The following is a 20,847-nucleotide window of genomic DNA, read 5'->3' as shown; positions in this document are numbered from 1 at the left end:
GTCCCGCGGAACGCGTCAACCCGCGTGCGGGCACGCGGGTTTGGCGCTCGTGCGCCCTGCCTCCTCAGGCGATCGCCCTGGCCCGTACCGCGTCGGCCGGATCCCAGTCCCGGCGCGGAACGGACGCCAGCAGGAGGCGGGTGTACGGGTCCTCGGGCGCATCCAGCACCCGGTCCGTGGGGCCCTGTTCGACGACCCCGCCGCGGCGCATCACCACCGTCTCCTCGGTGATGTGCCGGACGACGGCCAGGTCATGGCTGACGAAGACCAGCGCCACACCCGTGTCCCGCCGGATCTCGCCGAGGAGGCGGAGGATCTGTGCCTGGATCGACACGTCCAGCGCGGCGACCGCCTCGTCCAGCACGAGAACACGCGGATCGACGGCGAGCGCACGGGCGATGGCCAGCCGCTGGCACTGCCCGCCGGACAGCTCGTGCGGGCGCGCCCCCGCCTCCCTCGCGCCCAGGCCCACCTGGTCCAGCAGGGCGGCGATCCGCCCGTCGTCGGCGTCACGGCCGTGCAGCCGCAGGGACGTACGCAGACATTGACGGGCCGTCAGGCGCGGGTCGAGGGAGACGTACGGGTCCTGGAACACCATCTGGATCTCCCGGGCCCGAGCCAGCCGGTGCGCCGCCCGGCCCCGGCCGAAGGCCGACGGGCGCGTGGCGCGGTCCCGGCCGTCCACGGTGACCGTGCCGGCGTCCGGCCGTACCAGGCCCGCCAGCATCCGGGCGACGGTGCTCTTGCCGGAGCCGGACTCACCGACCACGCCGAGCGAACCACCGCGCGGCACGGTGAAGGAGACCCGGTCGGCAGCGGTGAGGCGCTCGCCGCCCGGCAGCCGGTACGTCCTGGTCAGGCCGTCGGCCACCAGCAGGGGCTGCGGCCCGGCTTCGATCGCGGTCATGCGGGGCTCCTCTTGGCCGAGGCGGAGGTGAGTGACAGGTCGTCCGGGAGGTCGGTCAGCCGTCGGCACGCCGCCGTACCGCCGCCCGGCAGCGGCACCGGCTCCGGGGTCCAGGTCGCGCACTCCGGCTCGGCTTGCGGGCAGCGCGACGCGAACGGACAGCCGGTGAACGCGTCGGACAGGGACGGCGGCCGGCCGGGGATCGGCTCCAACGCGCGCCCGGTGCCGCCGAGTTCGGGGGAGCAGGCGAGCAGGCCACGCGTGTACGGGTGCCGGGCCTGGGTGAAGAGACGGTCCGCGTGCTGCTGTTCGACCACGCGTCCGGCGTACATGACGTACACGCGGTCGCAGAACGCGGCGGCCAGATGCAGGTCGTGGGTGATGAACAGCATCCCGAGGTCACGCTGTGCGCGCAGGGACCGCAGCAGGGCGAGGATCTCCGCCTGCGTGGTGACGTCCAGCGCGCTGGTGGACTCGTCGGCAAGGAGCAGCCGCGGCTCGGCGGCGAGCGCGCCGGCGATCACCACACGCTGGAGCATGCCGCCGGACATCTCGTGCGGCCGCTGCCCGAAGCGCCGCCCGGGCTCGGACAGGCCCACGGCGCCGAGGAGTTCCACGGCCTTCGCGCGGGCCGTGCGACGGTCGACCGCGCCGGTGCGGGTCAGGCGTTCGACGAGGAAGTCACCGACGCGGCGCACCGGGTTGAGGGCGGAGCGCGGGTCCTGGTGGACCATCGCGACCGTGCCGGCCCGGTGCGCGCGCAACGCTGCCCCGTCGAGTGCGAGGACGTCCGTGCCGTCGACCAGCACACGTCCGGTGACCGACGCCTCCTCGGGCAGCAGCCGTAGCACCGTCTTCGCGGTGGTGGACTTGCCGGAGCCGGACTCTCCGACAAGACCGACGGTCTCCCCGGCGCCGACCCTGAGGCTCACCTCGGCGAGCAGGGGCCTGGCCGCGCCGGGCAGGTCCAGGGTGAGGTTCTGGATGTCGAGCAGCATGGGGCGTTACCTCCTGGCGCCGAGCCGGTCGGCGGCCCAGACCCCGACCACGTTGAAGGCCACCACTACGGCGGCGATGGCGGTGCCCGGCACCAGCGCGGGCAGCAGGGCACCCTGGACGATGGCCGCCTGGCCCTCCTGCACCATCAACCCCCAGTCGGAGCTGGGCGGTTGGGAGCCGAACCCCAGATAGCTGAGGGTGGCCAGACTCATCAGCGCCTCGCCGAACAGCACCACGAGGTACCCGACGATCGACCGGGCGAGGTTGGGCACCAGATGCCGTACGCAGATCCGCAGACCGCCCATGCCCTGCACGCGATAGGCGTCGACGTAGGGCTTCGCCCGCTCGGCCAGCGCCACGCTGCGGGTGTACTTGGCGATCGTCGGCGCGAAGGCGAGACCGAGGCCCAGGACGGACGTGGTGATGCCCGCCCCGAACACCGCGATGATCAGCACGACGAACAGCAGCCCGGGGAAGGCGTACATGACGTCGGTGACCCGGGACACCAGCGTGTCCACCCAGCCGCCGCGCCAGGCGGCGACCGTGCCCAGGGTGACGCCGAGCAGCGCGGCGATGGCCAGCAGCGCGAGCGGGGCGATCAGGCTGGTGCGGGCGCCGTACAGGACCCGCGAGAGCAGGTCCTGCCCGGAGGCGTCGGTGCCGAGCAGATGGTCGCCGCCCGTGCCGACGAGGGAGGCCGACAGGTCCACGGCGTCGGGGGCGTACGGCGCGATGAGGGGCGCGAACGCGGCTGCCAGGACCACCAGGGCGAGGAAGGCGGCCCCGGCCATCACCAGCACGGGACGGCGGCGGACCGGCAGCCGGAGATGGGCGGTCACGGCGGTCATGCGGAGCTCCTCATGGCCTTCAGGCGTGGGTCGAGCAGCGGGTGCACGAGGTCCACGAGGGTGGTGACGAGGATGTAGCCGGCGACCATCAGCAGCAGTACCGCCTGGGCGACCGGGAAGTCATGGCTGTTGACCGCGCCGACCAGCAGCGAGCCGATGCCGCTGAGCCCGAAGACGGTCTCGATGGCCACCGTGCCGGCCAGCATCCCGGCGGTGACCAGGCCGCACATCGTGACGACCGGACCCAGCGCGTTGCGCAGGACGTGCCGCCGGATGATCTGGCCTTCCGGCAGCCCGGCGGCGCGGGCCACCTCCACGTGGTCGGCGGCGCCCGCCTCGACCATCGCCTGCCGGGTGACCCGGGCGATGACGGCGACCGCGCCGAGCGCCATGGCCAGCGCGGGCAGGGTGAGGTGGTGCAGCGTCCCGGCGAAGCCCTCACCGCTGCCCGTCACCGGGAACCAGCCCAGCCGCACGCCGAAGAAGGCGACCAGTGCGATGCCGCCGACGAAGGACGGCACGGACGCGGTGAGGGTGGTGGTCCCGACGACGGCCGAGTCCACCCAGCTGCCGCGCCGGACCGCGGCCAGCACTCCGGCCCCCACTCCCAGGACGACGAACAGGACGGTGGCGTAGCCGACCAGTGCGAGCGTCGTCGGGAAGCGGGACGACAGCAGATCGGAGACCTGGTCGCCGTACTGGAAGGAGCGGCCGAGGTCGAGGTGCAGGCAGTCCCACAGCCAGCGGCCGTACTGCACGATCAGCGGCTCGTCGAGGTGGTACTGCTCCCGGACGGCGGCCAGCCGCTCGGGGGTGAGCTTGTCGCGCCCGCCCGCGAGGAACACGGCGGGGTCGCCGGGCGCCGCGTACACGGCGGCGAAGATGACGAAGGACGCGGCCAGCAGGGTGGCGAGAAGTCCCGCGAGCCGGCGTCCGATGGAGGCGAACATCGGTGCTCAGCCCTTCTTCGCGCCGAGCTGCGCGGCCCAGGGGTAGTAGAGGTACGCCATCGAGGCGGGCGGCCCGGTCAGCTTGTCGTCGAGGACGAGAGCGGTCGGCACCTGGGCGATCGGGATCCACACGGCGGCGTCCGCGAACCGCCGCTGCACGTCGATGGCGAGTTCGGCGCGCTTGGCGTCGTCCAGCGTGCGCAGGCCCTCGGCGACCTTCGCGTCGTACTCCGCGCTCGTGAAGCCCACCCAGTTGTTGGAGCTGTCCGACAGGCCGTTGTCGTAGAAGCCGAGCGGGTCGCTCTTGGAGATGTACCAGTCGGCTACCAGGACGTCGATGCCGGCGCGGGCCTCCTTGTCGCCGTAGAACTCGCCGTACTGGGCGGCCGGGACGGTCTTTATCTGTCCCGTCAGGCCGATCTGGGTCAGCGCGGCGCGCACGGCGTTGGCGATGACCATGCGGCCCTGGCTGCTGTCGGTGCCGATGACGATCGGCTCGGTGGGGGCCTTCTTGGCGTTCTTGACGAGGTCCTTCGCCTTGGCGAGGTCCTGGGCGTCGGGCTTGGCCGGGGCGTCGGTGAGCTGCTTCTGGGCGGCGGCGAAGGCGTCCTTCGCATAGCCCCAGGCGCCGGAGCCGACCGGGGTGGCCCACGGTTCGATCAGGCCGCCGTAGCCCGACTTGGCGATGCCCGAGCGGTCCAGGGCGAGGGAGAGCGCCTTGCGGATGCCGGGGTCGGCGAGGCCGCCGCGCTCGGTGGGGATGAGGGCGAGGGTGGAGGTGCTGGGGCCGAAGTGCTCGTCGAGGCCCTTCTTTCCGCGCAGGGCGGCGGCGGTGCCGATGTTGTCGGCGTAGGTGCCGTCGGCGGCTCCGGTGGCGAGCGCGTTGACCATGGCGCTGTCGTCGGCCCAGCGGAAGACGACCTTGCCGGTGAGCGGCTTCTCGCCCCAGTAGTCGTCGGCGCGGGTCAGCGTGATCGAGTCGCCGGACTTCCAGCCGGACACCTCGTACGGCCCGGAACAGGCGTCGCCCTGACCGGGGGTGCCGAAGTCCTTGCCCGCCTTCTCCACCTGCTCCCGGTTGTAGACGAGCCCGGCGTCACCGGCCAGCGCCTTGGTGAACAGGGCGTCGGGCTGCTTGAAGGTGATCGTGATCTCGTGCTCGCCGCTCTTGCGCATCGCGGAGACGTTGCCGAACTCGTCCGACTGCTCCATCTCCGGTGCCGCGTGCCGCTTCAGGCTGAAGAGGACGTCGTCCGCGGTCATCTTCGACCCGTCGTGGAAGGTGACGTCGTCCCGCAGGGTGAGGACCAGGTGGGTCGCGTCTGGGCGGGCCGCCTGCCGGACCAGGGAGGGACGTACGGACATGTCGGGCTGGAGCTGGTAGAGGCGCTCGCAGACGTTGCCGAGTACGGTGCGGCCGGCGCTGCCGCCCTGGGTGTCGAGGTCCAGGGAGTCCGGCTCGTCCTCAAGCAGCCAGTTGACGGCGGCGACGGATCCGGTGGCCGGCGCGGTGGTGGGCGTGAGGGTGAGGTCGGCGGCGGCGGCCTTCCCGCCGCCCGCGGAGGCGCCGGTGGTGGCTCCGCTGCACGCGGTGACCAGGGCCAGCGCACCGGCGGCCGTGATGTTTCTGAGCTTCATTGCGAGGGCTCCTGAGCGGGGAGGGTGAACACGGGAGCGGGGGGTGGTGGGAAAGCCGGTGACGGGCCGTCAGTTCGGGGCGTGGGGGCCGTCGTAGAGGTTGAAGGGCAGATGCTGGTACTCGCGGTCGCATGGGGTGCCGGCGGTGACGTGGTAGTCGCCGGCGGTGAGGTCGACGCAGGAGGAGACGAGGGTCGTCCAGTGCCTGACCTCCGGTTTGCGTGGGTCGGCGTGGGTGCACAGCGACTCGGGGAAGCCGAGGTGGTCCGACAGCGCGTCCTTGATGAGCTTGCGCGACTGGTCGGCGCCGGCGGACTCGCGCAGCCGCCGCAGACCCGCCTCGGCGCGGGGTACGCGCACCAGGGAGTCGGCGGCGATCGGGCGGTAGCCGTCGGCCAGGGCGGCGGGGATGCCCGCCTGGTAGTGGTTGCCGTGCACCAGGAGTCCGTCGTCGGGGTAGAGCCAGCCGTGGCCGGCCGGGGTGGTCTCCAGGTCGATGGCGAAGCCCTCGCGGCAGGTGAGCAGGGCGTTGCTGGCGATGTGCGCCCGGGTCCGGCACAGCACGTCGAGGGCGTCGGTGATGGACACCTGGTCCAGGACGCTGCGGCGCAGCACGGTCTGGGGCAGTCCGACGGCCTCGCCGAACCGCCCGCCCAGACCGTTGGCGTTGAGGGCGATCCCCGCCGAGCTGGCGCCCTGGCGGCCGATCTGGCCGGCCTCGACCTGCATGATCAGGGTGGGTGCCGGCGGCTGGACGATCCGCAGCATGACGACGGTGTCGGCGACACCGGCCCTCCAGTCCCAGTTCTGGCCGGCCCAGACATGGCCGTCGCCGCTGGCCGGCCCGTACGCGGCGAAGGAGGTGCAGCCCTCGGCGGGCTCCTCCTCGCGCATCCGGGAGAAGGAGTCGTCGTAGATGACCTCGCCGCGTGCGTTCAGCGCCAGGACGTCGAGCAGATCCAGGCCGGCGCCGTCCGCGATGCCCTGCATCTCTTCGAGCAGATGCGGGGCGTACTCACGGACGGGTTTCAGCCATCGGGCGGCCCGGCCGGTCACCTGGTTCCAGGTCAGCCCGGACGAGACGCCGAAGGCCTCCGCGTAGTAGCCGAGCGCGGTCTCCAGCCGGGCGGCCACGGCCTCGCCGTACTGCCGTCCCCGTTCCACGGGGGTCCCCGAGATCTCGACGACCGGCAGGCTGTGTTTCATCGCGGGACTCCTCGGGGGACACACCAGTGCTGTAACATCCGTTCCGAGAATTCATCTTCTTGGAACGAGTTGCTCAGAGCGTAATGGCCGAAACGTGAGAGTCAATACCTGTAATGAAGAATCCAGAATCCGGTAGTGCGGGTCCCGGGGGACTCACGCGGCTGCGGGCCGCGGTCCGCGACATGTGGGAGGAGCTGTCCGCGTCGGAGCGGACCGTCGCCCAGTACCTGGCCAGCGCCCCCGCCGAGCAGATGATGTTCGCCAGCGCACAGGAGCTGGGCGCCGCCAGCGGCACCAGCAACGCCACCGTCGTCCGTGCCCTGCAGCGCCTCGGATACGCCGGCCTGCCCGCGCTCAAGCGGGAACTCGCCGCCGACTTCACCTCCGCGCTCGCGCCCGAGGTGCGCCTCCAGCAGCGCATCGCGCATGTGGGGCAGGACCTGGAGGGCATCTGGAACGACGTCTTCGACGAGACGCAGGAGCGTATCGAGCAGTGCCGGCGGCTGACCGCCACCGACGAGCTGAAGCGTGCCGTCGAGGTGCTCGCCGAGGCACGTGAGGTGTTCTGTTACGGCGTCGCCGCGTGCGAACTCGCCGCCCGGCACCTCGCGTTGGCCCTCGGCCGGATCGGGCGCCGGGCGCGCTTCGTCGGCCAGACCGGTTTCGCCCTCGCCGATCCGCTGCTCGCGCTGGGGCAGGGCGACGCGGTCGTCGTCTTCCAGCCGGGCCGGCAGCTCGCCGAGCTGAGCGTCGTCGTCGAGCGGGCGAGGGCGGTCGGCGCCAGGGTCGTCTTCGTCACGGACGAGCTCGGGGAGGTCTTCGACGATCTTGTCGACGCCGTGCTCACCGCCCCCCACACACCGACCGGCAACACCAACGAGGCCCTGACCGGCCTGGTCCTCGCCGACGCGCTGGTCCTGGCCCTGACCACCCTGGACGAGACCCGTGCGGTGGAGCACTCCCACCAGCTCACGGCGCTGCGCGAGCAACTGCTGGCCCACAAGGAGCCGAGGACCCGCAGAGCGACCTGAGCAGCGTCCGCCGTATCGCCCGTTACAGCCCCTGCCGCGAGCGGTCACCGCCCTCGCGGCAGCGGCTGTTCCGTCCAGATCACCTTGCCGGCCGCCGTGTAGCGGGTGCCCCAGCGCTCGGCGAACTGGGCCACCAGGAACAGGCCCCGGCCGCCCTCGTCGGTGGCGGCCGCGCTGCGCAGATGCGGGGCGGTGCTGCTGCCGTCGGAGACCTCGCAGATCAGGGCGCGATCGCGGATCAGCCGGACCCGGATCGGGCCGGTGGCATGGCGCATGGCGTTGGTGACCAGCTCGCTCAGGATCAGCTCGGTCGTGAACGCCTCCTCCGCGAGCCCCCACTCCTGCAGCGTGTGTGTCGCCGCCGCCCGCACCCGGGCCACGGCGGCCGGGTCCTCCGGGACGTCCCAGGACGCCGTGCGGTCCGGGGGAAGCAGCCGCGTCCGGGCGACGACGAGGGCGACATCGTCGCGGGGACGCTCGGGCAGCAGAGTCTCCAGAACCGCCTTGCACGTCGCCTCCGGCGTCCGGCCCTGTGTCGGGGGCGACGCGGCGAGCGCCCCGCGCAGCCGCTCCAGGCCCTCGTCGATGTCCGGGCCCTGGCCCTCGACCAGCCCGTCCGTGTACAGCACCAGCCCGCTGCTTTCGGGCAGCCGTACCTCGGTCGCCTCGAAGGGCAGGCTGCCGCCCAGGCCCAGCGGCGCCCCGCCCGGCACGGTCAGGAACTCGACCCGGCCGTCGGGGTGCACGAGCGCCGGTTCGAGATGGCCGGCGCGGGAGAGGGAGCACAGGCCGGTGGACGGGTCGTACACCGCGTAGAGACAGGTCGCCCCGGTGATCTGCGTCGGCTCGCCGTCATCCTCGCCCTCGCCCTCGCCCTCGTCCTGGTCGATACGCGCCACCAACTCGTCCAGATGGCCGAGGAGTTCGTCGGGCGGCAGATCGAGCGTGGAGAAGTTGTCGACCGCCGTGCGCAGCCGGCCCATCGTCGCCGCCGCGTGCAGCCCGTGGCCCACTACGTCGCCGACGACCAGCGCCACCCGCGCGCCCGGCAGCGGGATGACGTCGAACCAGTCCCCGCCGACCCCGCCCTGTGCCGCCTGCGCGGGCAGATAGCGGTAGGCCACGTCGAGGGCGCTCTGCTCCGGCAGGGCCCGCGGTAGCAGACTGCGCTGGAGCGTGACCGACAGGGTGTGCTCGCGGGTGTAGCGGCGGGCGTTGTCGATGCTGAGGGCGGCGCGCGCCACCAACTCCTCCGCCACGGAGACGTCGTCGGGCTCGAACGGCTCGGGCCGCTCGGCACGCCAGAAGGTGGCCATGCCCATGATGACGCCACGGGCCCGCAGCGGGACCGTGAGCATCGCGTGGATCCCGAATGCCACGATGCCGCGGGCATGCTCGGGGTCCGTGTCCTGCCAGCCGGAGAACGCGGGCAGGTCCGCCTCCAGCACGGACTCACCCGTGCCGAATCCGAAGGCCTGCGGGGTGCCCGGCGCGAAGCGGATCAGCCTGCCGACCGGAAACAGGGGGCCGTTCGCCCGTACACCCTGGAGCGCGACCCGGCGCATGTCGGTGCGGCCGTCCTTCGGCTCCTCGCCGCGCAGCACCGGATCGGCCAGATCGACGGAGACGAAGTCCGCGAACCGCGGCACGGCGAACTCGGCCAGTTCCTGCGAGGTGCGCGTGACGTCGAGGGTGGTGCCGATCTCCAGCCCCGCGTCGTACAGCAGCTTCAGCCGTTCCTGAGCCACGTCCGCCCGGCCGGTCAGGGTCCGCAGTTCGGTGGTGTCCCGCAGCGTCGCCACACTCCCCGGGGGCCCGCCGTCCCGGTCGGTCGAACGCTGGCTGACCGCCAGCAGCCGGCCCTGCGCCGGATGCACCTCGTCGGTGGCGTCCCGTCCCGAGGCGAACAGCCGGGCCAGGTCGCTGCCGATGCCGAGGGAGATACAGGGGCGCCCCTCCGCGTCCGCGGTCAGCCCGAGCAGCCGGCGCGCCTCGTCGTTCGCCAGTGCCAGCCGGCGCCGGTCGTCCATGATCAGCACACCTTCGCGCACGGAGTGCAGGACGGCGTCGTGATGCTCGTACATCCGCGTCATCTCTTCGGGACCGAGCCCGTGCGTCTGCCGCAGCAGCCGGCGGCTGACCAGCGCGGTGCCGGCCGTGGCGAGGGCGAGCGCGGCGGCCGCCGAACCGAGCAGCGTCGGCAGCTGGTGGTTCACCACCCCGCCGACGCTCTCCAGGGTCACCCCGGCGGCCACCAGGGCGAGGACCTCGCCGTTGTCGTCGGTCACGGGGACCACGGCCCGCACGGACGGGCCCAGGGTGCCGGTGTAGGTCTCCCGCACCACCCCGCCCGCCGCGGCCGGTGCGATGGTGCCGACGAAGTGCTTGCCGATCCGGTCGGGGTTGGGGTGGGTGTAGCGGATCCCGTCCTTGGTCATCACGACGATGAAGTCCACGTCGGTGGTCTCGCGCGCGGCCTCGGCGCGGGGCTGGAGCACCGCGCTGGGATCGGGGTTCGCCAGGGCCTCTTCGATGCCCGGCGCGTTCGCGAAGGACTCGGCGACGGCGAGGGACCGGTTGCCGGCCTCCCGCCGGGTGTCGGTGCGCACCTGGAGCACCAGAGCCACCACGGCGGCGACGACGAGGAGCACGACTATGGCCGCCTGCAGCACGAAGACCTGCCGGGCCACGGTACGTGCGCTCAACAGCGAGCGCAGGCGGCCGAGGAATCCGGCCATGCCTCATTTTTAACACCGTTCCATGAGGTGAGCACGGTGCTTGCCGAGGGAAGGTGCCGGGAGCGAGCAGTGACACCGCGGATCCGCGGTGCGCCGGTGGATCTACGACGGGCAGGACTGGACGCGCCCGGCGTCGGACGGCTCGGCCGTGGCCGGCGCCCCGGCCGTGGCCGGCATGCGCAGCAGCAGCAGGGCGGCGTCGTCGTGGAGCCGGCCGCCGACGTGGTCCTGGAGTTCGCCGTGCAGCGCGGTGACGGTGTCCACGGGCTCGTCACAGGTGTGCCGGGCCAGACCCTCGGCGAGCGGGTAGAACTCGCGGTCGTGGTTGCGGGCCTCGGTGACACCGTCGGTGTACAGCAGCAGCTGGTCCCCGTCGGCGAAGGGCAGCACATGCAGCGTGGGCGTCTCGCCCGACAGGCTGCCCAGACCGAGCGGCGGCGCCGGACGCTCCGGCTCCACCGCTACGACGACGGAGTCCCGCACCAGCAGCGGCGGCGCGTGCCCGCAGTTGACCACTTCCAGCTGTCCGTCCCGGGGGTACCCGGCGACCACGGCGGTCACGAAGTCGTCGCTGCCCAGGTTGCGCGCCAGGCTCCGCTCGATCCGGGCGACGACGTCCAGCAGATCGGGCTCGTCATGGGCGGCCTCACGGAACACACCGACCACCAGCGCCGCCGTGCTCACGGCCGGCAGCCCCTTGCCGCGCACGTCGCCGACGATCAGCCGGACCCCGTACGGCGTCGACACCAGCGCGTACAGATCCCCGCCGATCCGGGCCTCGGCCGCGGCGGCGCTGTAGCGCACGGCGACCTGGAAGGGCCCTACCGTCGCCGGTATCGGCTGGAGCAGCGCGTGCTGGGCGGCCTCGGCGACCGAGCGCACCGCCGCCAGCACCCGCTCGCGCCGGATGCGCAACGTGCTGGTCACGACGCACGCCAGGGTCACCACCAGCAGCGAGGCCAGCGCGACCGCCAGATCACTGTCCGGAGCGTCGCCCCGGACGCCTACGGCCACACCGAGGACGGCGGACAGCAGCCCCACGCAGACGACACCGCGCGGCCCGCCGGTGGTGGCGGCGAGCGCGGGGCCCGTGGCGAGCAGCGGCACCCAGGTCACCCCCGAGCCGCCCGCGAGATCGACGAGCACGAGACCGCAGACGATCAGAATGGGCAGTAGGGGCGTGGCGGCGACCATGCGCCTCGGCCAGTGGTCGGGGCCGTGATCAGGAGCCTTGCTCATCGCTGTCCGCTGTCCTCACCTGTGCGCAAGGGCATACGCCCAATGAAATGTCCGGTTTATTCAGGAAACGGGTTCGACCCCAGGTGGGACAAGCACAGGGATTTCAGATAGTGAGCGACAGGCCCCTGGTCACCCGGTTCGCGGTCGGGATCAGCCGCGCCGTGACCTCCTCCAGCCGCGAGCGCCGGTCGGCGCGCAGCGAGACCCCGAGCGAGCCGAGGGTGTTCCCGCTGTACACGGGAACCGCGACACAGACCGTGCCGAGGGCGTACTCCTCCATGTCCGTGACCGCCGGGGCCAGCGGCGCGGACTCGAGCCGTCTGAGCAGCTCAGGGGTGTCGGTGATGGTGCGGGGCGTGAGATCGGCGAGCTGGTGCCGGGACAGGTACTCCTTGCGCGCCTCCTCGTCCAGCTCCCGCAGCACGGACTTGCCGAGCGCCGTGGCATGCCCCGCGTCCTCGAACCCCACCCAGAGATCGACACGGGGCGCGCGCGGGCCGTCGACGATCTCGGCCACCCGGATCTCGCCCTCCTCGTAGAAGGTGAGGTAGGCGGCGGTCGACAGCTCGTCCCGCAGCGCGGCCAGCGTGGGCCGGATCCGGCTCAGCAGCGCCTGCGCCCGTCCCGTGGTGTGCAGCGTCTGGAGCCGCTCGCCCAGGATGAACCCGCCGTCGTCGAGCTTGCGCACATAGCCGTCGTGGACCAGCGTCCGCAGCAGGTGGTACGCCGTGGCCAGGGGCAGACCCGTCTCCCGCGCCAACTGCTTCGCGGGCGCGCCGTTCTCGTGCGCGCTCATCGCTTCCAGCAGACGGAAGGCGCGCTGCACCGAACCGATGAGCGTGGGGCCGTCGCTGACACCCATAGGAACAGCGTGCGCCGGGCGCCCGGCGGGGGCAAGGCGGGTCGCCGGTTGGCGGCTACAGCACCCGGGCGACGAGCAGCGCCACGTCGTCGTGGTCGTCGGGATGGCGCAGGCCGTACAGCAGCAGGTCGCAGATCTCCTCCAGGGGTCTGCGGGGTTCGTCGAGGAAACCGAGCAGGACGTTCAGCCGGTCGTCGATGGAGTGGGCCCGCGTCTCGACCAGGCCGTCGGTGTACAGAACGAGCAGATCGCCCGCGCCGAGCTCGACGGTTGTCGTCCGGAACGGGATGCCGCCGACGCCGAGCGGGGCCCCGGTGGGCAGTTCGAGCAGCTCCGGCGGCCGGCCGGGGCGGGCCAGCGCGGGCGGCATGTGGCCGGCGTTGGCGATGTGGCAGCGCCGGGTGCGCGGGTCGAACACCGCGTACAGGCAGGTGACGATGTAGTGCTCCAGATCGCAGGTGATCTTGTCCAGGTGCCGGAGCACGGCGCCCGGATCCAGGTCGAGGTCGGCGTAGGCGCAGGTCGCGGTGCGCAGCCGGCCCATGGTGGCGGCGGCGTCGATGCCGTTGCCCATGACGTCACCGACGACCAGCGTGGTCTTGTCGTCCTCCAGGGGGATGACGTCGTACCAGTCGCCGCCGACCTCGCTGGTGGCCTGGGCGGGCTGGTAGCGGTAGGCGATCTCCAGGCCGGTGTGGTGCGGCGGATGGTCCGGCAGCAGGCTGCGCTGGAGGGTGAGGGCGGTGTTGCGCACGCTCTGGAACCAGCGGGCGTTGTCGATGGCGACCGCGGCCCGGCTGGCCAGCTCGGTCGCGAGGACGACGTCGTCCTCGTCGAACGGCACCGGATTGCGGGTCCGCTTCAGATCGAGGGCGCCCAGCACCTCGCCGTGCGCGATCAACGGCACCGCCACATAGGAGTGCACGCCCGCCCGTGCCAGCAGACTTCTCGCCTCCGGATCCCGGGCGATACGCGTCAGATCGTCCTCGCCGACGTGCCGCACCAGGACCGGCCGGCCGGTGTGCACACACAGGGTGACCAGCCGGTCCCCGTCATAGGCGGCGAGATCACCGGGCGGGTCGGCCGCGCGCAGCGCCACACTCGGGTACGACGACTTCAGCGCGAGCGCGCGGAACAGCTCCGGGCCGTTGTCCGGCCGCCGCATGCGCCGGCACGCGAGCGCGGAGTCCAGTACGTCCACGGCGACCACATCGGCCAGCTCGGGCGTGGCGATCTCCGCCAGCTCGTCCGCGGTCCGCTCCACCTCCAGCGTGGTGCCGACCCGGGTGGAGGCGTCGGCGATCAGGGCGAGGCGCCTGCGGGCCCGGTCGGCCTCGGCGGCGGCCCGGTGCCGCTCGGTGACGTCGACGAACGAGATCGCCGCGCCCAGGATCCGCCCGCCCGGATCCTCCAGCCGGTAGAAGGACAGCGACCAGGCGTGCTCGTGCTCGGGGTCGGCCGGCGGGCGGCCCACGTGGTACTGGTCGAGCAGCGGGGTGCCGGTGGTGAGCACCTGGCGCAGACAGGACACGATCGTGTCGATGTCGGGCAGCGGCAGGGTCTCCATCAGCCGACGGCCCACATGGTCCTCGGCGGGGGTGCCGTCGATCCGCTCCAGGGCCGGGTTGACCAGGAGGAAACGCAGCTCGGGGTCGACCAGGGCGATACCGATCGGGGACTGGTTGATCAGCCGCTCGCACAGCGCCAGGTCCGTCTCCACACGCTGGAGCAGTGAGTGGTCGGCCGCGATGCCCAGGGCGTACACGTCCCCGAGATCGTCCAGCAGCCGCATGTTGCGGAACTCCGTCAGCCGGGTGCTGCCGTCCTTGTGCCGCACCGGGAAGGTGCCCGCCCAGCTGCGGCCGGTCTCCAGGACCTCCGTGAACAGCTGCACCACGGCCGGCAGCTGCTCGGGGTGGATGAACAGACGGGCCGCGGGGGTGCCCAGCGCCTCGTCGGCGGTGTACCCGAAGAGCTCTTCCGCCTGCGGGGTCCAGAACACCACGCGCCCGTCCGCGTCCACGACCACCGCGGCCACGCTCAGCACGTCGAGCAGACCGGTCGGCCGGGGCGGCCCGGGGCCGTACCCGCCACTGTCGGATTCGAAGGTCTCGGCTTTCATCCCAGCTCCTCCGCCGCCGGCCGGCCGAAACCGCCGACCGTGGCCACCCCCGGGTACCACGGTTGCGACGACCGGCACCTCCATGCTCCCTCCGTGCCGACGCCTTGCCCACTTCTGGCGCCCCGCGTCGGTCACGGCACGGCACCGGGGTGCCGTGGGCCCGTGCACATCGGGCGGACTAGCAGGAACATGGTCCTGTAGAGGACGGGACCCCCAGGGACGCTGCGTGAGGACCCATGGACGCTCCGCGAGAAAAGCCCGACGCGTCCGCGTCGGCAGGACCGCGCGCCCTCTTCGACGCGTCCACCGACGCGGCGGCGGTGGTGTCCGGGCACGGTGTGGTGCTCGGCTGGACCCGGGCCGCAGAGGAACTCCTCGGGCTGCCCGCGCCACAGATCGTCGGCAGCTCCGCCGCGCGGCTGCTGGCGATTCCCGGCGACCCGCTGCGGGTCGCCGGTGTCGCCGACCGCTGCCGGGCCGGCATGGGATGGAGCGGCCGGATTCCCCTGCGGCGCTCCGACGACAGCCGTGTCGACGTCGACCTGCGGGTCTCCGCGTCGTTCCGCATCGGCGCCGACGAGTGCTTCCTGGTCTCGGCGCGCGAGCAGCACCAGGAGTGGGCGGTCGGCGAGTCCGTCCTCGACGGCTTCCTGACCCGCGCCCCGGTCGGCATGGCCGTGATGGACACCCAGCTGCGCTACATCTGGCTCAACGACACCCTGGAGCGGTTCGGCGGAGTGCCCCGTGCACAGCGGCTCGGCCGCCGGCTGAGCGAGCTGCTGCCCGGGCTCCAGGCGGACACCATCGAGGGCCTGATGCGCAAGGTCCTGGAGACCGGCGTGCCGGTCACGGACTACGAGTACGTCGGCTGGAGCTGGGCCGACCCGCGCCGCCAGCACGCCTACTCCACGTCGTTCTTCCCCCTCACCGGCCCCGACAACACGATCACCGGCGTCTGCTACATGGTCTCGGACGTCACCGAGCGGTGGAACGCCCGCCAGCTGCTGTCGCTGGTCAACGAGTCCGGGACGCGCATCGGCACCACCCTGGACGTGCTGTGGACGGCCCAGGAACTGGCCGACTTCGCCGTGCCCCGGTTCGCGGACTTCGTCGTCGTGGACCTGCTGGAACCCGTGCTCAGCAACGAAGGGCACGGAGCGTGGCTGACCGACGCGGGCCCGGCGCCCGCGAAGCCCGTGATGCGACGGGCCGGCATGAGCTCGGTGCGCGAGGGCTGCCCGGAGGCCGTGGCGCGCGTCGGGGAGCGGGTGGACTTCGTGCCGCCGCCGCACGACGCGCATCTGCTCATCGACGGCGATCCGATCCTCATCCCCGTCCTCGACCCGTCCGACGAGCTGTGGGTCACCGAACAGCCCGCACGGGCGGCCAGCATGCGCGAGTTCGGTCTGCACTCCCTGATCTCCGTGCCGATGCGGGCCCGCAACACCGCGCTCGGCCTCGCCACCTTCGTCCGGTCGCTCAACCCTGTCTCGTTCCAGCCCGACGACGTCCTCGTCGCCCAGGAGCTGGTGGCGCGGGCGGCGCTGTGCGTCGACAACGCCCGCCGCTACACCCGCGAGCACACGGCGGCGGTCACCCTCCAGCGCAGTCTGCTGCCGCAGGCCCTTTCGGGCGGTACGGCACTGGAGGTCGCGTCCTCCTATCTGCCGGCGGACCCGACGGGCGGCGTGGGCGGCGACTGGTTCGATGTGATCCCGCTGTCCGGCGCCCGGGTGGGCCTCGTCGTCGGCGACGTCGTCGGGCACGGCATCACCGCCGCGGCGACCATGGGCCGGCTGCGCACCGCCGTACAGACCCTCGCCGACATGGAGATGCCGCCCGACGAACTGCTGGCCCACCTCGACGACCTGGTGCTCCGGCTCAGCGAGGAGCGGTCCGAGGACGACGCCGAGGAGGGCCACCGGGGCACGGCCGGCTTCCTCGGCGCGACCTGTCTGTACGCCGTCTACGACCCCGTCACCAGACGCTGCACGATGGCCCGCGCCGGGCATCCGCCACCGGTCGTCGTCACCCCCGACGGGCAGGTGTCCTTCCCCGAGCCGCCGCCCGGGCCGCCGCTCGGGCTGGGCGGGATGGGGTTCGAGGCCACCGAGATCGAACTCGCCGAGGGCAGCCTGTTCGGCCTGTACACCGACGGTCTCGTCGAGGCGGCCGACCGCGACATGGAGCGCGGCATGACCCGGCTGGGCGAGCTGCTGTCCCGTCAGGGGCTCGACCTGGCCACGCTGTGCACGTCCGCGGTGCGCGAGGTCGTGCCCGCGCCGCAGCCCGACGACATCGCCCTGCTCCTGACGCGCACCCACACCCTGGACACCGAGCACGTCGTCTCCTTCGAGGTGCCCGTGGACCCGGCGGCCGTCGCCGACGTCCGCGCCCGCGCGACCCGCCAGGTGGCGGCGTGGGGGCTGGACGAACTGGCCATGACGACCGAGCTGATCGTCAGCGAGCTGGTCACCAACGCCATCCGCTACGCCGAACCGCCCATCCGGCTACGGCTGCTCCGCGACTCCCGGCTGACCTGCGAGGTCGCCGACGGCAGCAGCACCGCGCCGCGACTGCGCCACGCCCGGAGCATGGACGAGGGCGGCCGCGGCCTGTTCCTGGTGGCCCAGCTCGCCCATCGCTGGGGCGCCCGCTACACGGCCGACGGCAAGATCATCTGGGCCGAACAGGAACTCCCGCGAACGCCCTGACCCCACCACCCGCGGACAGCCCCCGCCCCCGCCTCCGCCGAGGCGCGGGCCGACCCCGGACAGCGGAGTGCCGGGCCCGGATCGACCGGGCCCGGCACTCCAGGCGGCACCAGACAGGATCAGCTGCTCCTGGTTACCACTGGTCCTTGTGCTGGTGCTTGGTGTGGGTGGGCTTTGACGGGTAGTCAGGCTTGGCGGGATGAGAGGGCTTGTCCGGGTGAGAAGGCTTCGACGGGTAGTCGGGCTTGTCGGGGTGCGAGGGCTTCGAGGGGTAGTCGGGCTTGGCCGGCTTGGCGGGATGTGCGGGCTTCGAGGGGTAGTCGGGCTTGGCGGGATGTGCGGGCTTCGACGGGTAGTCAGGCTTGGCGGGCTTGGCCGGGTGGGCGGGCTTTGACGGGTAGTCAGGCTTGGCGGGATGCGCAGGCTTTGACGGGTAGTCGGGCTTGGCGGGCTTCGCCGGGTGGGCGGGCTTCGAGGGGTAGTCGGGCTTGGCGGGGCGCGCAGGCTTTGACGGGTACTCGGGCTTCGCCGGCTTGGCCGGATAGGCCGGCTTCTCGGGGTGCGCGGGCTTGGCCGGGTAGGCCGGTTTCGACGGGTACTCGGGCTTGGCGGGCTTGGCAGGGTAGACCGGCTTCGCCGGGTACTCGGGCTTGGCGGGCTTGGCAGGGTAGACGGGCTTGGCGGGGTACTCGGGCTTCGCGGGCTTGGCCGGATGGACAGGCTTCGCCGGGTAGACCGGCTTCGCGGGGTAAGCGGGCTTGGCCGGGTATTCGGGCTTCGCGGGCTTGGCCGGGTAGACGGGCTTGGCGGGGTATTCGGGCTTGGTCGGCTTCGCCGGGTACTCCGGCTTGACCGGCTTGGCGGGGTAAGCGGGCTTGGCCGGGTATTCAGGCTTGACCGGTTTCGCGGGGTACACAGGCTTCGCGGGGTACGCCGGCTTCACCGGGTGAGCCGGGTACTCGGGCTTGACCGGCTTGGCGGGGTACTCGGGCTTCACAGGCTTGGCCGGGTACACCGGTTTGGCCGGGTGCACAGGCTTGGCGGGGTATTCCGGCTTCACAGGCTTGGCCGGGTATTCAGGCTTGACCGGTTTCGCGGGATACACAGGCTTGGCCGGATACTCAGGCTTGACCGGCTTGGCCGGATACTCGGGCTTCGCCGGGCGCACCGGGTGCACAGGCTTCGCGGGATACTCCGGCTTCACGGGATGCGCGGGCTTGGCCGGATACTCCGGCTTCACCGGATGTGCCGGCTTGGCCGGATGCGCGGGCTTCACGGGATACGCCGGCTTGTCCGGGTGCGCAGGCTTCGCGGGATACGCCGGCTTGTCCGGGTGCGCGGGCTTCGCGGGATACATCGGCTTGCCCGGACGTTCCGGCTTCACGGGGTGCATCGGCTTCCCCGGGTGCTCCGGCTTCGCCGGATACTCCGGCTTCGGGGCGTGGGCCGGATGGACCGGCTTGCTCGGGTAGTGCTGCGGGTGGGGGGACCCGTGGTCGTCGGCGTAGACGGTGCCCCCGCTCGCCAGGGCGGCTGCGGCGAGCGCGGCGGCCATGGCCGCCGGCGTCAGAACAGATCGCCATCTCGGCGATGTCGTCATCTTCCACTCTCCTCGACTTGGTTCAGGGCCTTGTGACGGCTGGTCAGCACCAAGAGCCGGACAGTGAAATGAATAGGAAATAGGGTGATATGAATAACGCTCGATAGGCGAGAAGCCACCGGATGGTGTAGCGCGCGCCCGCCAGTTGGCCCGGCGTCAAGCCGCGGGCCGGACGAGGCCGGACTCGTACGCGAACGTCACCGCCTGGACGCGAGCGCGGGCTCCGATCTTGCTGAGGATATTGCTCACATGGGTCTTCACCGTGGTAGGCGCGATGGAGAGCCGCTCGGCGATCTCGGCGTTGGACCAGCCGGAGGCCACGGCCACAAGGACGTCCCGTTCGCGCCCGGTGAGCGTGTCGAGCCCCGAGGCGCGTGACAGGGGGCGTACGGTGCGCTGTTCACGGACGGCGTCGATGAGCGCGCGGGTCAGGGTGGGGGTGACGACCGCGTCCCCGGCGGCCACGACCCGGACGGCCGAGGCGAGTTCGTCCGGGGCGGCGTCCTCCAGGAGGAACCCGTCCGCACCGGCCCGCAGGGCGGCATAGGCGTACTCCTCGGGACCGGCGGGGGTGAGCACCAGGACGCGAGGGGTGTGCGGGTCCGGTGCCGCGGGTTCGAAGGAGCGGGGGAGAAGGTCCCGCCGGGCGAGGTGCCGGACGGTGTCCAGGATGTCCGCCGCTCCGGACGCGCGGCCGGCCACCAGGACCACGTCGGGGCGGAGCGCGGCGCTCAGCCGGACCGCCTCGGCCTCGCTCGCCGCCTCGCCGACGACGTGCAGATCGGGCTCGGCGCCGAGAAGCATGCGCAGGGCGAGGCGCTGGAGAGACTGGTCGTTGACCACGAGTACGGAGACCATGTCTGTCTTCTTCCTGGTCGAGGCGGGTGGCGGCCTGCCCAGCAGAACGAAACGGTTTCGTTCACCAAAGCTAGCGTAGCTCCCGTAAAGACGGAGTAGGTACGGTCCGGCGGGCTTCGGCCACCCCGGACCGGCCCCGTCACAGCCCGAACAAGCGGGCCCCGTTGTCATGGCACACGCCGCGCAGCCAGTCGTCCCCGAGGTCCAGACGCTCCAGGGCCGCCAGCTGGTGGGCGTACGGATAGGGGATGTTCGGGAAGTCGCTGCCGAGCAGGATCCGGTCGCCGAGGTCGGCCAGGCGGGGCAGCGCCCGCCGCGGGAACGGCGCCATGCGTTCGCTGAAGTCGGTGAACGCCATGGTCGTGTCGAGGCGCACCTCGGGGTACCGCTCGGCGAGGTCGAGGAAGTCCTCGTACTCGGGCAGTCCCATGTGCGCGACGATCAGCCGCAGCCGGGGATGCCGGGCGAGGACGCGACCTATCGGCTCGGGCCCGGTGTACTTGCCCGGCATGGGCCCCGAGCCGCAGTGGATCACGACGGGTGTCGCGGCCTCGGCCAGCAGGCCCCAGGCGGCGTCGAGGGCCTCGTCGGCCGGGTCGTACGCGCCGACCTGCACATGCGCCTTGAAGACCCGTGTGCCCGCCTCGATCGCCTCGCGGACGTAGGACTCGACTCCCGGCTCCGGGAACAGGGTCGAGGTGTGCAGACAGTCCGGGGTGCGGCGGGCGAAGTCGACGGCCCAGCCGTTGAGCCACTCGGCCATGTCCGCCTTGTGCGGGTAGAGCATCGATGTGAAGGCGCGCACGCCCAGGTCCCGGATCACGGCGACCCGCTCGGCCTCCTCCGCGCGGTAGGTGATCGGCCACTCCACCCCGCCGGTCAGCGGGCCGAGCGAGTCGAAGTAGCCCCAGACCTTGTGCAGCACACGCTCGGGCATGAAGTGGGTGTGCACATCGACGAGCCCCGGCAGTCCGAGCCGCCGCCAGAACCGCCGTACCTCAACCGCCTCGTCAGCCGTGCTCATGCAGCACCTCTCGCACTCGGGTCGCGTTCCGTCGTCGATTCTCGCGCGAAGATTCCGAGCGCGGAGATCCGTCGGCGTCCCGGTGCCGAATCAAGAGCATGGGTGGTTCTG

The 20,847-nt window shown here is 72.2% G+C and carries 15 protein-coding genes; 2 read left to right on the top strand and 13 right to left on the bottom strand.

All coding sequences use genetic code 11. The annotated features are described in order from the left end of the window. Positions 1–64: 64 nt before the first annotated feature. The 6 genes from ACFPQ9_RS05745 to ACFPQ9_RS05720 all read right to left on the bottom strand — a co-directional run bounded on the left by ACFPQ9_RS05745 (position 65) and on the right by ACFPQ9_RS05720 (position 6,548). Entirely contained in the window at positions 65–907 is an 843-nt protein-coding gene (locus ACFPQ9_RS05745; RefSeq protein ID WP_380847494.1) for an ABC transporter ATP-binding protein, read from the bottom strand. Beyond that, complete coding sequence (locus ACFPQ9_RS05740) at positions 904–1,905, bottom strand: ABC transporter ATP-binding protein (RefSeq protein ID WP_380847491.1); 1,002 nt, start codon at positions 1,903–1,905, stop codon at positions 904–906. Before ACFPQ9_RS05740 ends, ACFPQ9_RS05745 begins: the two co-directional genes overlap by 4 nt. Positions 1,906–1,911: 6 nt before the next feature. Next, entirely contained in the window at positions 1,912–2,754 is an 843-nt protein-coding gene (locus tag ACFPQ9_RS05735) for an ABC transporter permease (RefSeq protein ID WP_380847488.1), read from the bottom strand. Further along, the gene (locus tag ACFPQ9_RS05730) at positions 2,751–3,704 is read right to left on the bottom strand and encodes an ABC transporter permease (RefSeq protein ID WP_380847485.1); all 954 of its coding nucleotides are present in this window, start codon (positions 3,702–3,704) and stop codon (positions 2,751–2,753) included. The genes ACFPQ9_RS05735 and ACFPQ9_RS05730 overlap by 4 nt, the downstream gene beginning before the upstream one ends. A 6-nt stretch (positions 3,705–3,710) precedes the next feature. Further along, a complete protein-coding gene (locus ACFPQ9_RS05725) occupies positions 3,711–5,342 on the bottom strand; it encodes an ABC transporter substrate-binding protein (RefSeq protein WP_380847482.1) in 1,632 nt (543 codons plus the stop codon). A 69-nt stretch (positions 5,343–5,411) separates the two neighbouring features. Beyond that, on the bottom strand, positions 5,412–6,548 hold the full coding sequence (locus tag ACFPQ9_RS05720) for a C45 family autoproteolytic acyltransferase/hydolase (RefSeq protein WP_380847479.1): 1,137 nt from the start codon (positions 6,546–6,548) through the stop codon (positions 5,412–5,414). Between the two features lie 113 nt (positions 6,549–6,661). Between ACFPQ9_RS05720 and ACFPQ9_RS05715 the strand changes: the two genes are divergently transcribed. Then, the gene (locus tag ACFPQ9_RS05715) at positions 6,662–7,579 is read left to right on the top strand and encodes a MurR/RpiR family transcriptional regulator (protein WP_380847476.1); all 918 of its coding nucleotides are present in this window, start codon (positions 6,662–6,664) and stop codon (positions 7,577–7,579) included. Positions 7,580–7,623: 44 nt separating this feature from the next. On the opposite strand, the gene ACFPQ9_RS05710 is transcribed toward ACFPQ9_RS05715, so the two are convergent. From ACFPQ9_RS05710 to ACFPQ9_RS05695, 4 genes are all read right to left on the bottom strand, one after another. Beyond that, positions 7,624–10,317 carry a SpoIIE family protein phosphatase gene (locus tag ACFPQ9_RS05710; protein ID WP_380847473.1) on the bottom strand — a complete coding sequence of 898 codons (2,694 nt, stop codon included), beginning with the start codon at positions 10,315–10,317 and terminating at the stop codon, positions 7,624–7,626. 102 nt (positions 10,318–10,419) lie between these two features. Continuing rightward, positions 10,420–11,556 (bottom strand): PP2C family protein-serine/threonine phosphatase, encoded by a 1,137-nt coding sequence (locus tag ACFPQ9_RS05705; protein ID WP_380847470.1) that lies wholly within the window; start codon positions 11,554–11,556, stop codon positions 10,420–10,422. Between the two features lie 103 nt (positions 11,557–11,659). Beyond that, a complete protein-coding gene (locus ACFPQ9_RS05700) occupies positions 11,660–12,418 on the bottom strand; it encodes an IclR family transcriptional regulator (RefSeq protein ID WP_380847467.1) in 759 nt (252 codons plus the stop codon). A 55-nt stretch (positions 12,419–12,473) separates the two neighbouring features. Next, on the bottom strand, positions 12,474–14,540 hold the full coding sequence (locus ACFPQ9_RS05695) for a SpoIIE family protein phosphatase (protein WP_380847464.1): 2,067 nt from the start codon (positions 14,538–14,540) through the stop codon (positions 12,474–12,476). A gap of 236 nt (positions 14,541–14,776) precedes the next feature. Between ACFPQ9_RS05695 and ACFPQ9_RS05690 the strand changes: the two genes are divergently transcribed. After that, the gene (locus ACFPQ9_RS05690; RefSeq protein ID WP_380847461.1) at positions 14,777–17,254 is read left to right on the top strand and encodes a SpoIIE family protein phosphatase; all 2,478 of its coding nucleotides are present in this window, start codon (positions 14,777–14,779) and stop codon (positions 17,252–17,254) included. A 133-nt stretch (positions 17,255–17,387) separates the two neighbouring features. On the opposite strand, the gene ACFPQ9_RS05685 is transcribed toward ACFPQ9_RS05690, so the two are convergent. The 3 genes from ACFPQ9_RS05685 to ACFPQ9_RS05675 form a co-directional block, all read right to left on the bottom strand. Then, positions 17,388–18,809: a hypothetical protein gene (locus tag ACFPQ9_RS05685; RefSeq protein WP_380847458.1), complete on the bottom strand. Its 1,422-nt coding sequence runs from the start codon at positions 18,807–18,809 to the stop codon at positions 17,388–17,390. Between the two features lie 201 nt (positions 18,810–19,010). Continuing rightward, complete coding sequence (locus ACFPQ9_RS05680) at positions 19,011–19,712, bottom strand: LuxR C-terminal-related transcriptional regulator (protein WP_380847455.1); 702 nt, start codon at positions 19,710–19,712, stop codon at positions 19,011–19,013. A 139-nt stretch (positions 19,713–19,851) separates the two neighbouring features. Further along, positions 19,852–20,736, bottom strand: a complete 885-nt coding sequence (locus ACFPQ9_RS05675; protein WP_380847452.1) for an amidohydrolase family protein — start codon at positions 20,734–20,736, stop codon at positions 19,852–19,854. Positions 20,737–20,847 lie beyond the last annotated feature (111 nt).

It is taken from the genome of Streptomyces coerulescens (assembly GCF_042657965.1).
GTDB lineage: Bacteria > Actinomycetota > Actinomycetes > Streptomycetales > Streptomycetaceae > Streptomyces > Streptomyces coerulescens.
Note: the sequence above shows the minus strand (reverse complement) of the source record. Positions and strands in the feature narration are given on the sequence as shown.

What these genes read in the sequence shown, in the direction of transcription:
- ACFPQ9_RS05745 (WP_380847494.1), bottom strand. Translation starts at nt 907, where the DNA reads ATGACCGCGATCGAAGCCGGGCCGCAGCCCCTGCTGGTGGCCGACGGC.
- ACFPQ9_RS05740 (WP_380847491.1), bottom strand. Translation starts at nt 1,905, where the DNA reads ATGCTGCTCGACATCCAGAACCTCACCCTGGACCTGCCCGGCGCGGCC.
- ACFPQ9_RS05735 (WP_380847488.1), bottom strand. Translation starts at nt 2,754, where the DNA reads ATGACCGCCGTGACCGCCCATCTCCGGCTGCCGGTCCGCCGCCGTCCC.
- ACFPQ9_RS05730 (WP_380847485.1), bottom strand. Translation starts at nt 3,704, where the DNA reads ATGTTCGCCTCCATCGGACGCCGGCTCGCGGGACTTCTCGCCACCCTG.
- ACFPQ9_RS05725 (WP_380847482.1), bottom strand. Translation starts at nt 5,342, where the DNA reads ATGAAGCTCAGAAACATCACGGCCGCCGGTGCGCTGGCCCTGGTCACC.
- ACFPQ9_RS05720 (WP_380847479.1), bottom strand. Translation starts at nt 6,548, where the DNA reads ATGAAACACAGCCTGCCGGTCGTCGAGATCTCGGGGACCCCCGTGGAA.
- ACFPQ9_RS05715 (WP_380847476.1), top strand. Translation starts at nt 6,662, where the DNA reads ATGAAGAATCCAGAATCCGGTAGTGCGGGTCCCGGGGGACTCACGCGG.
- ACFPQ9_RS05710 (WP_380847473.1), bottom strand. Translation starts at nt 10,317, where the DNA reads ATGGCCGGATTCCTCGGCCGCCTGCGCTCGCTGTTGAGCGCACGTACC.
- ACFPQ9_RS05705 (WP_380847470.1), bottom strand. Translation starts at nt 11,556, where the DNA reads ATGAGCAAGGCTCCTGATCACGGCCCCGACCACTGGCCGAGGCGCATG.
- ACFPQ9_RS05700 (WP_380847467.1), bottom strand. Translation starts at nt 12,418, where the DNA reads ATGGGTGTCAGCGACGGCCCCACGCTCATCGGTTCGGTGCAGCGCGCC.
- ACFPQ9_RS05695 (WP_380847464.1), bottom strand. Translation starts at nt 14,540, where the DNA reads ATGAAAGCCGAGACCTTCGAATCCGACAGTGGCGGGTACGGCCCCGGG.
- ACFPQ9_RS05690 (WP_380847461.1), top strand. Translation starts at nt 14,777, where the DNA reads ATGGACGCTCCGCGAGAAAAGCCCGACGCGTCCGCGTCGGCAGGACCG.
- ACFPQ9_RS05685 (WP_380847458.1), bottom strand. Translation starts at nt 18,809, where the DNA reads ATGGCCGCCGCGCTCGCCGCAGCCGCCCTGGCGAGCGGGGGCACCGTC.
- ACFPQ9_RS05680 (WP_380847455.1), bottom strand. Translation starts at nt 19,712, where the DNA reads ATGGTCTCCGTACTCGTGGTCAACGACCAGTCTCTCCAGCGCCTCGCC.
- ACFPQ9_RS05675 (WP_380847452.1), bottom strand. Translation starts at nt 20,736, where the DNA reads ATGAGCACGGCTGACGAGGCGGTTGAGGTACGGCGGTTCTGGCGGCGG.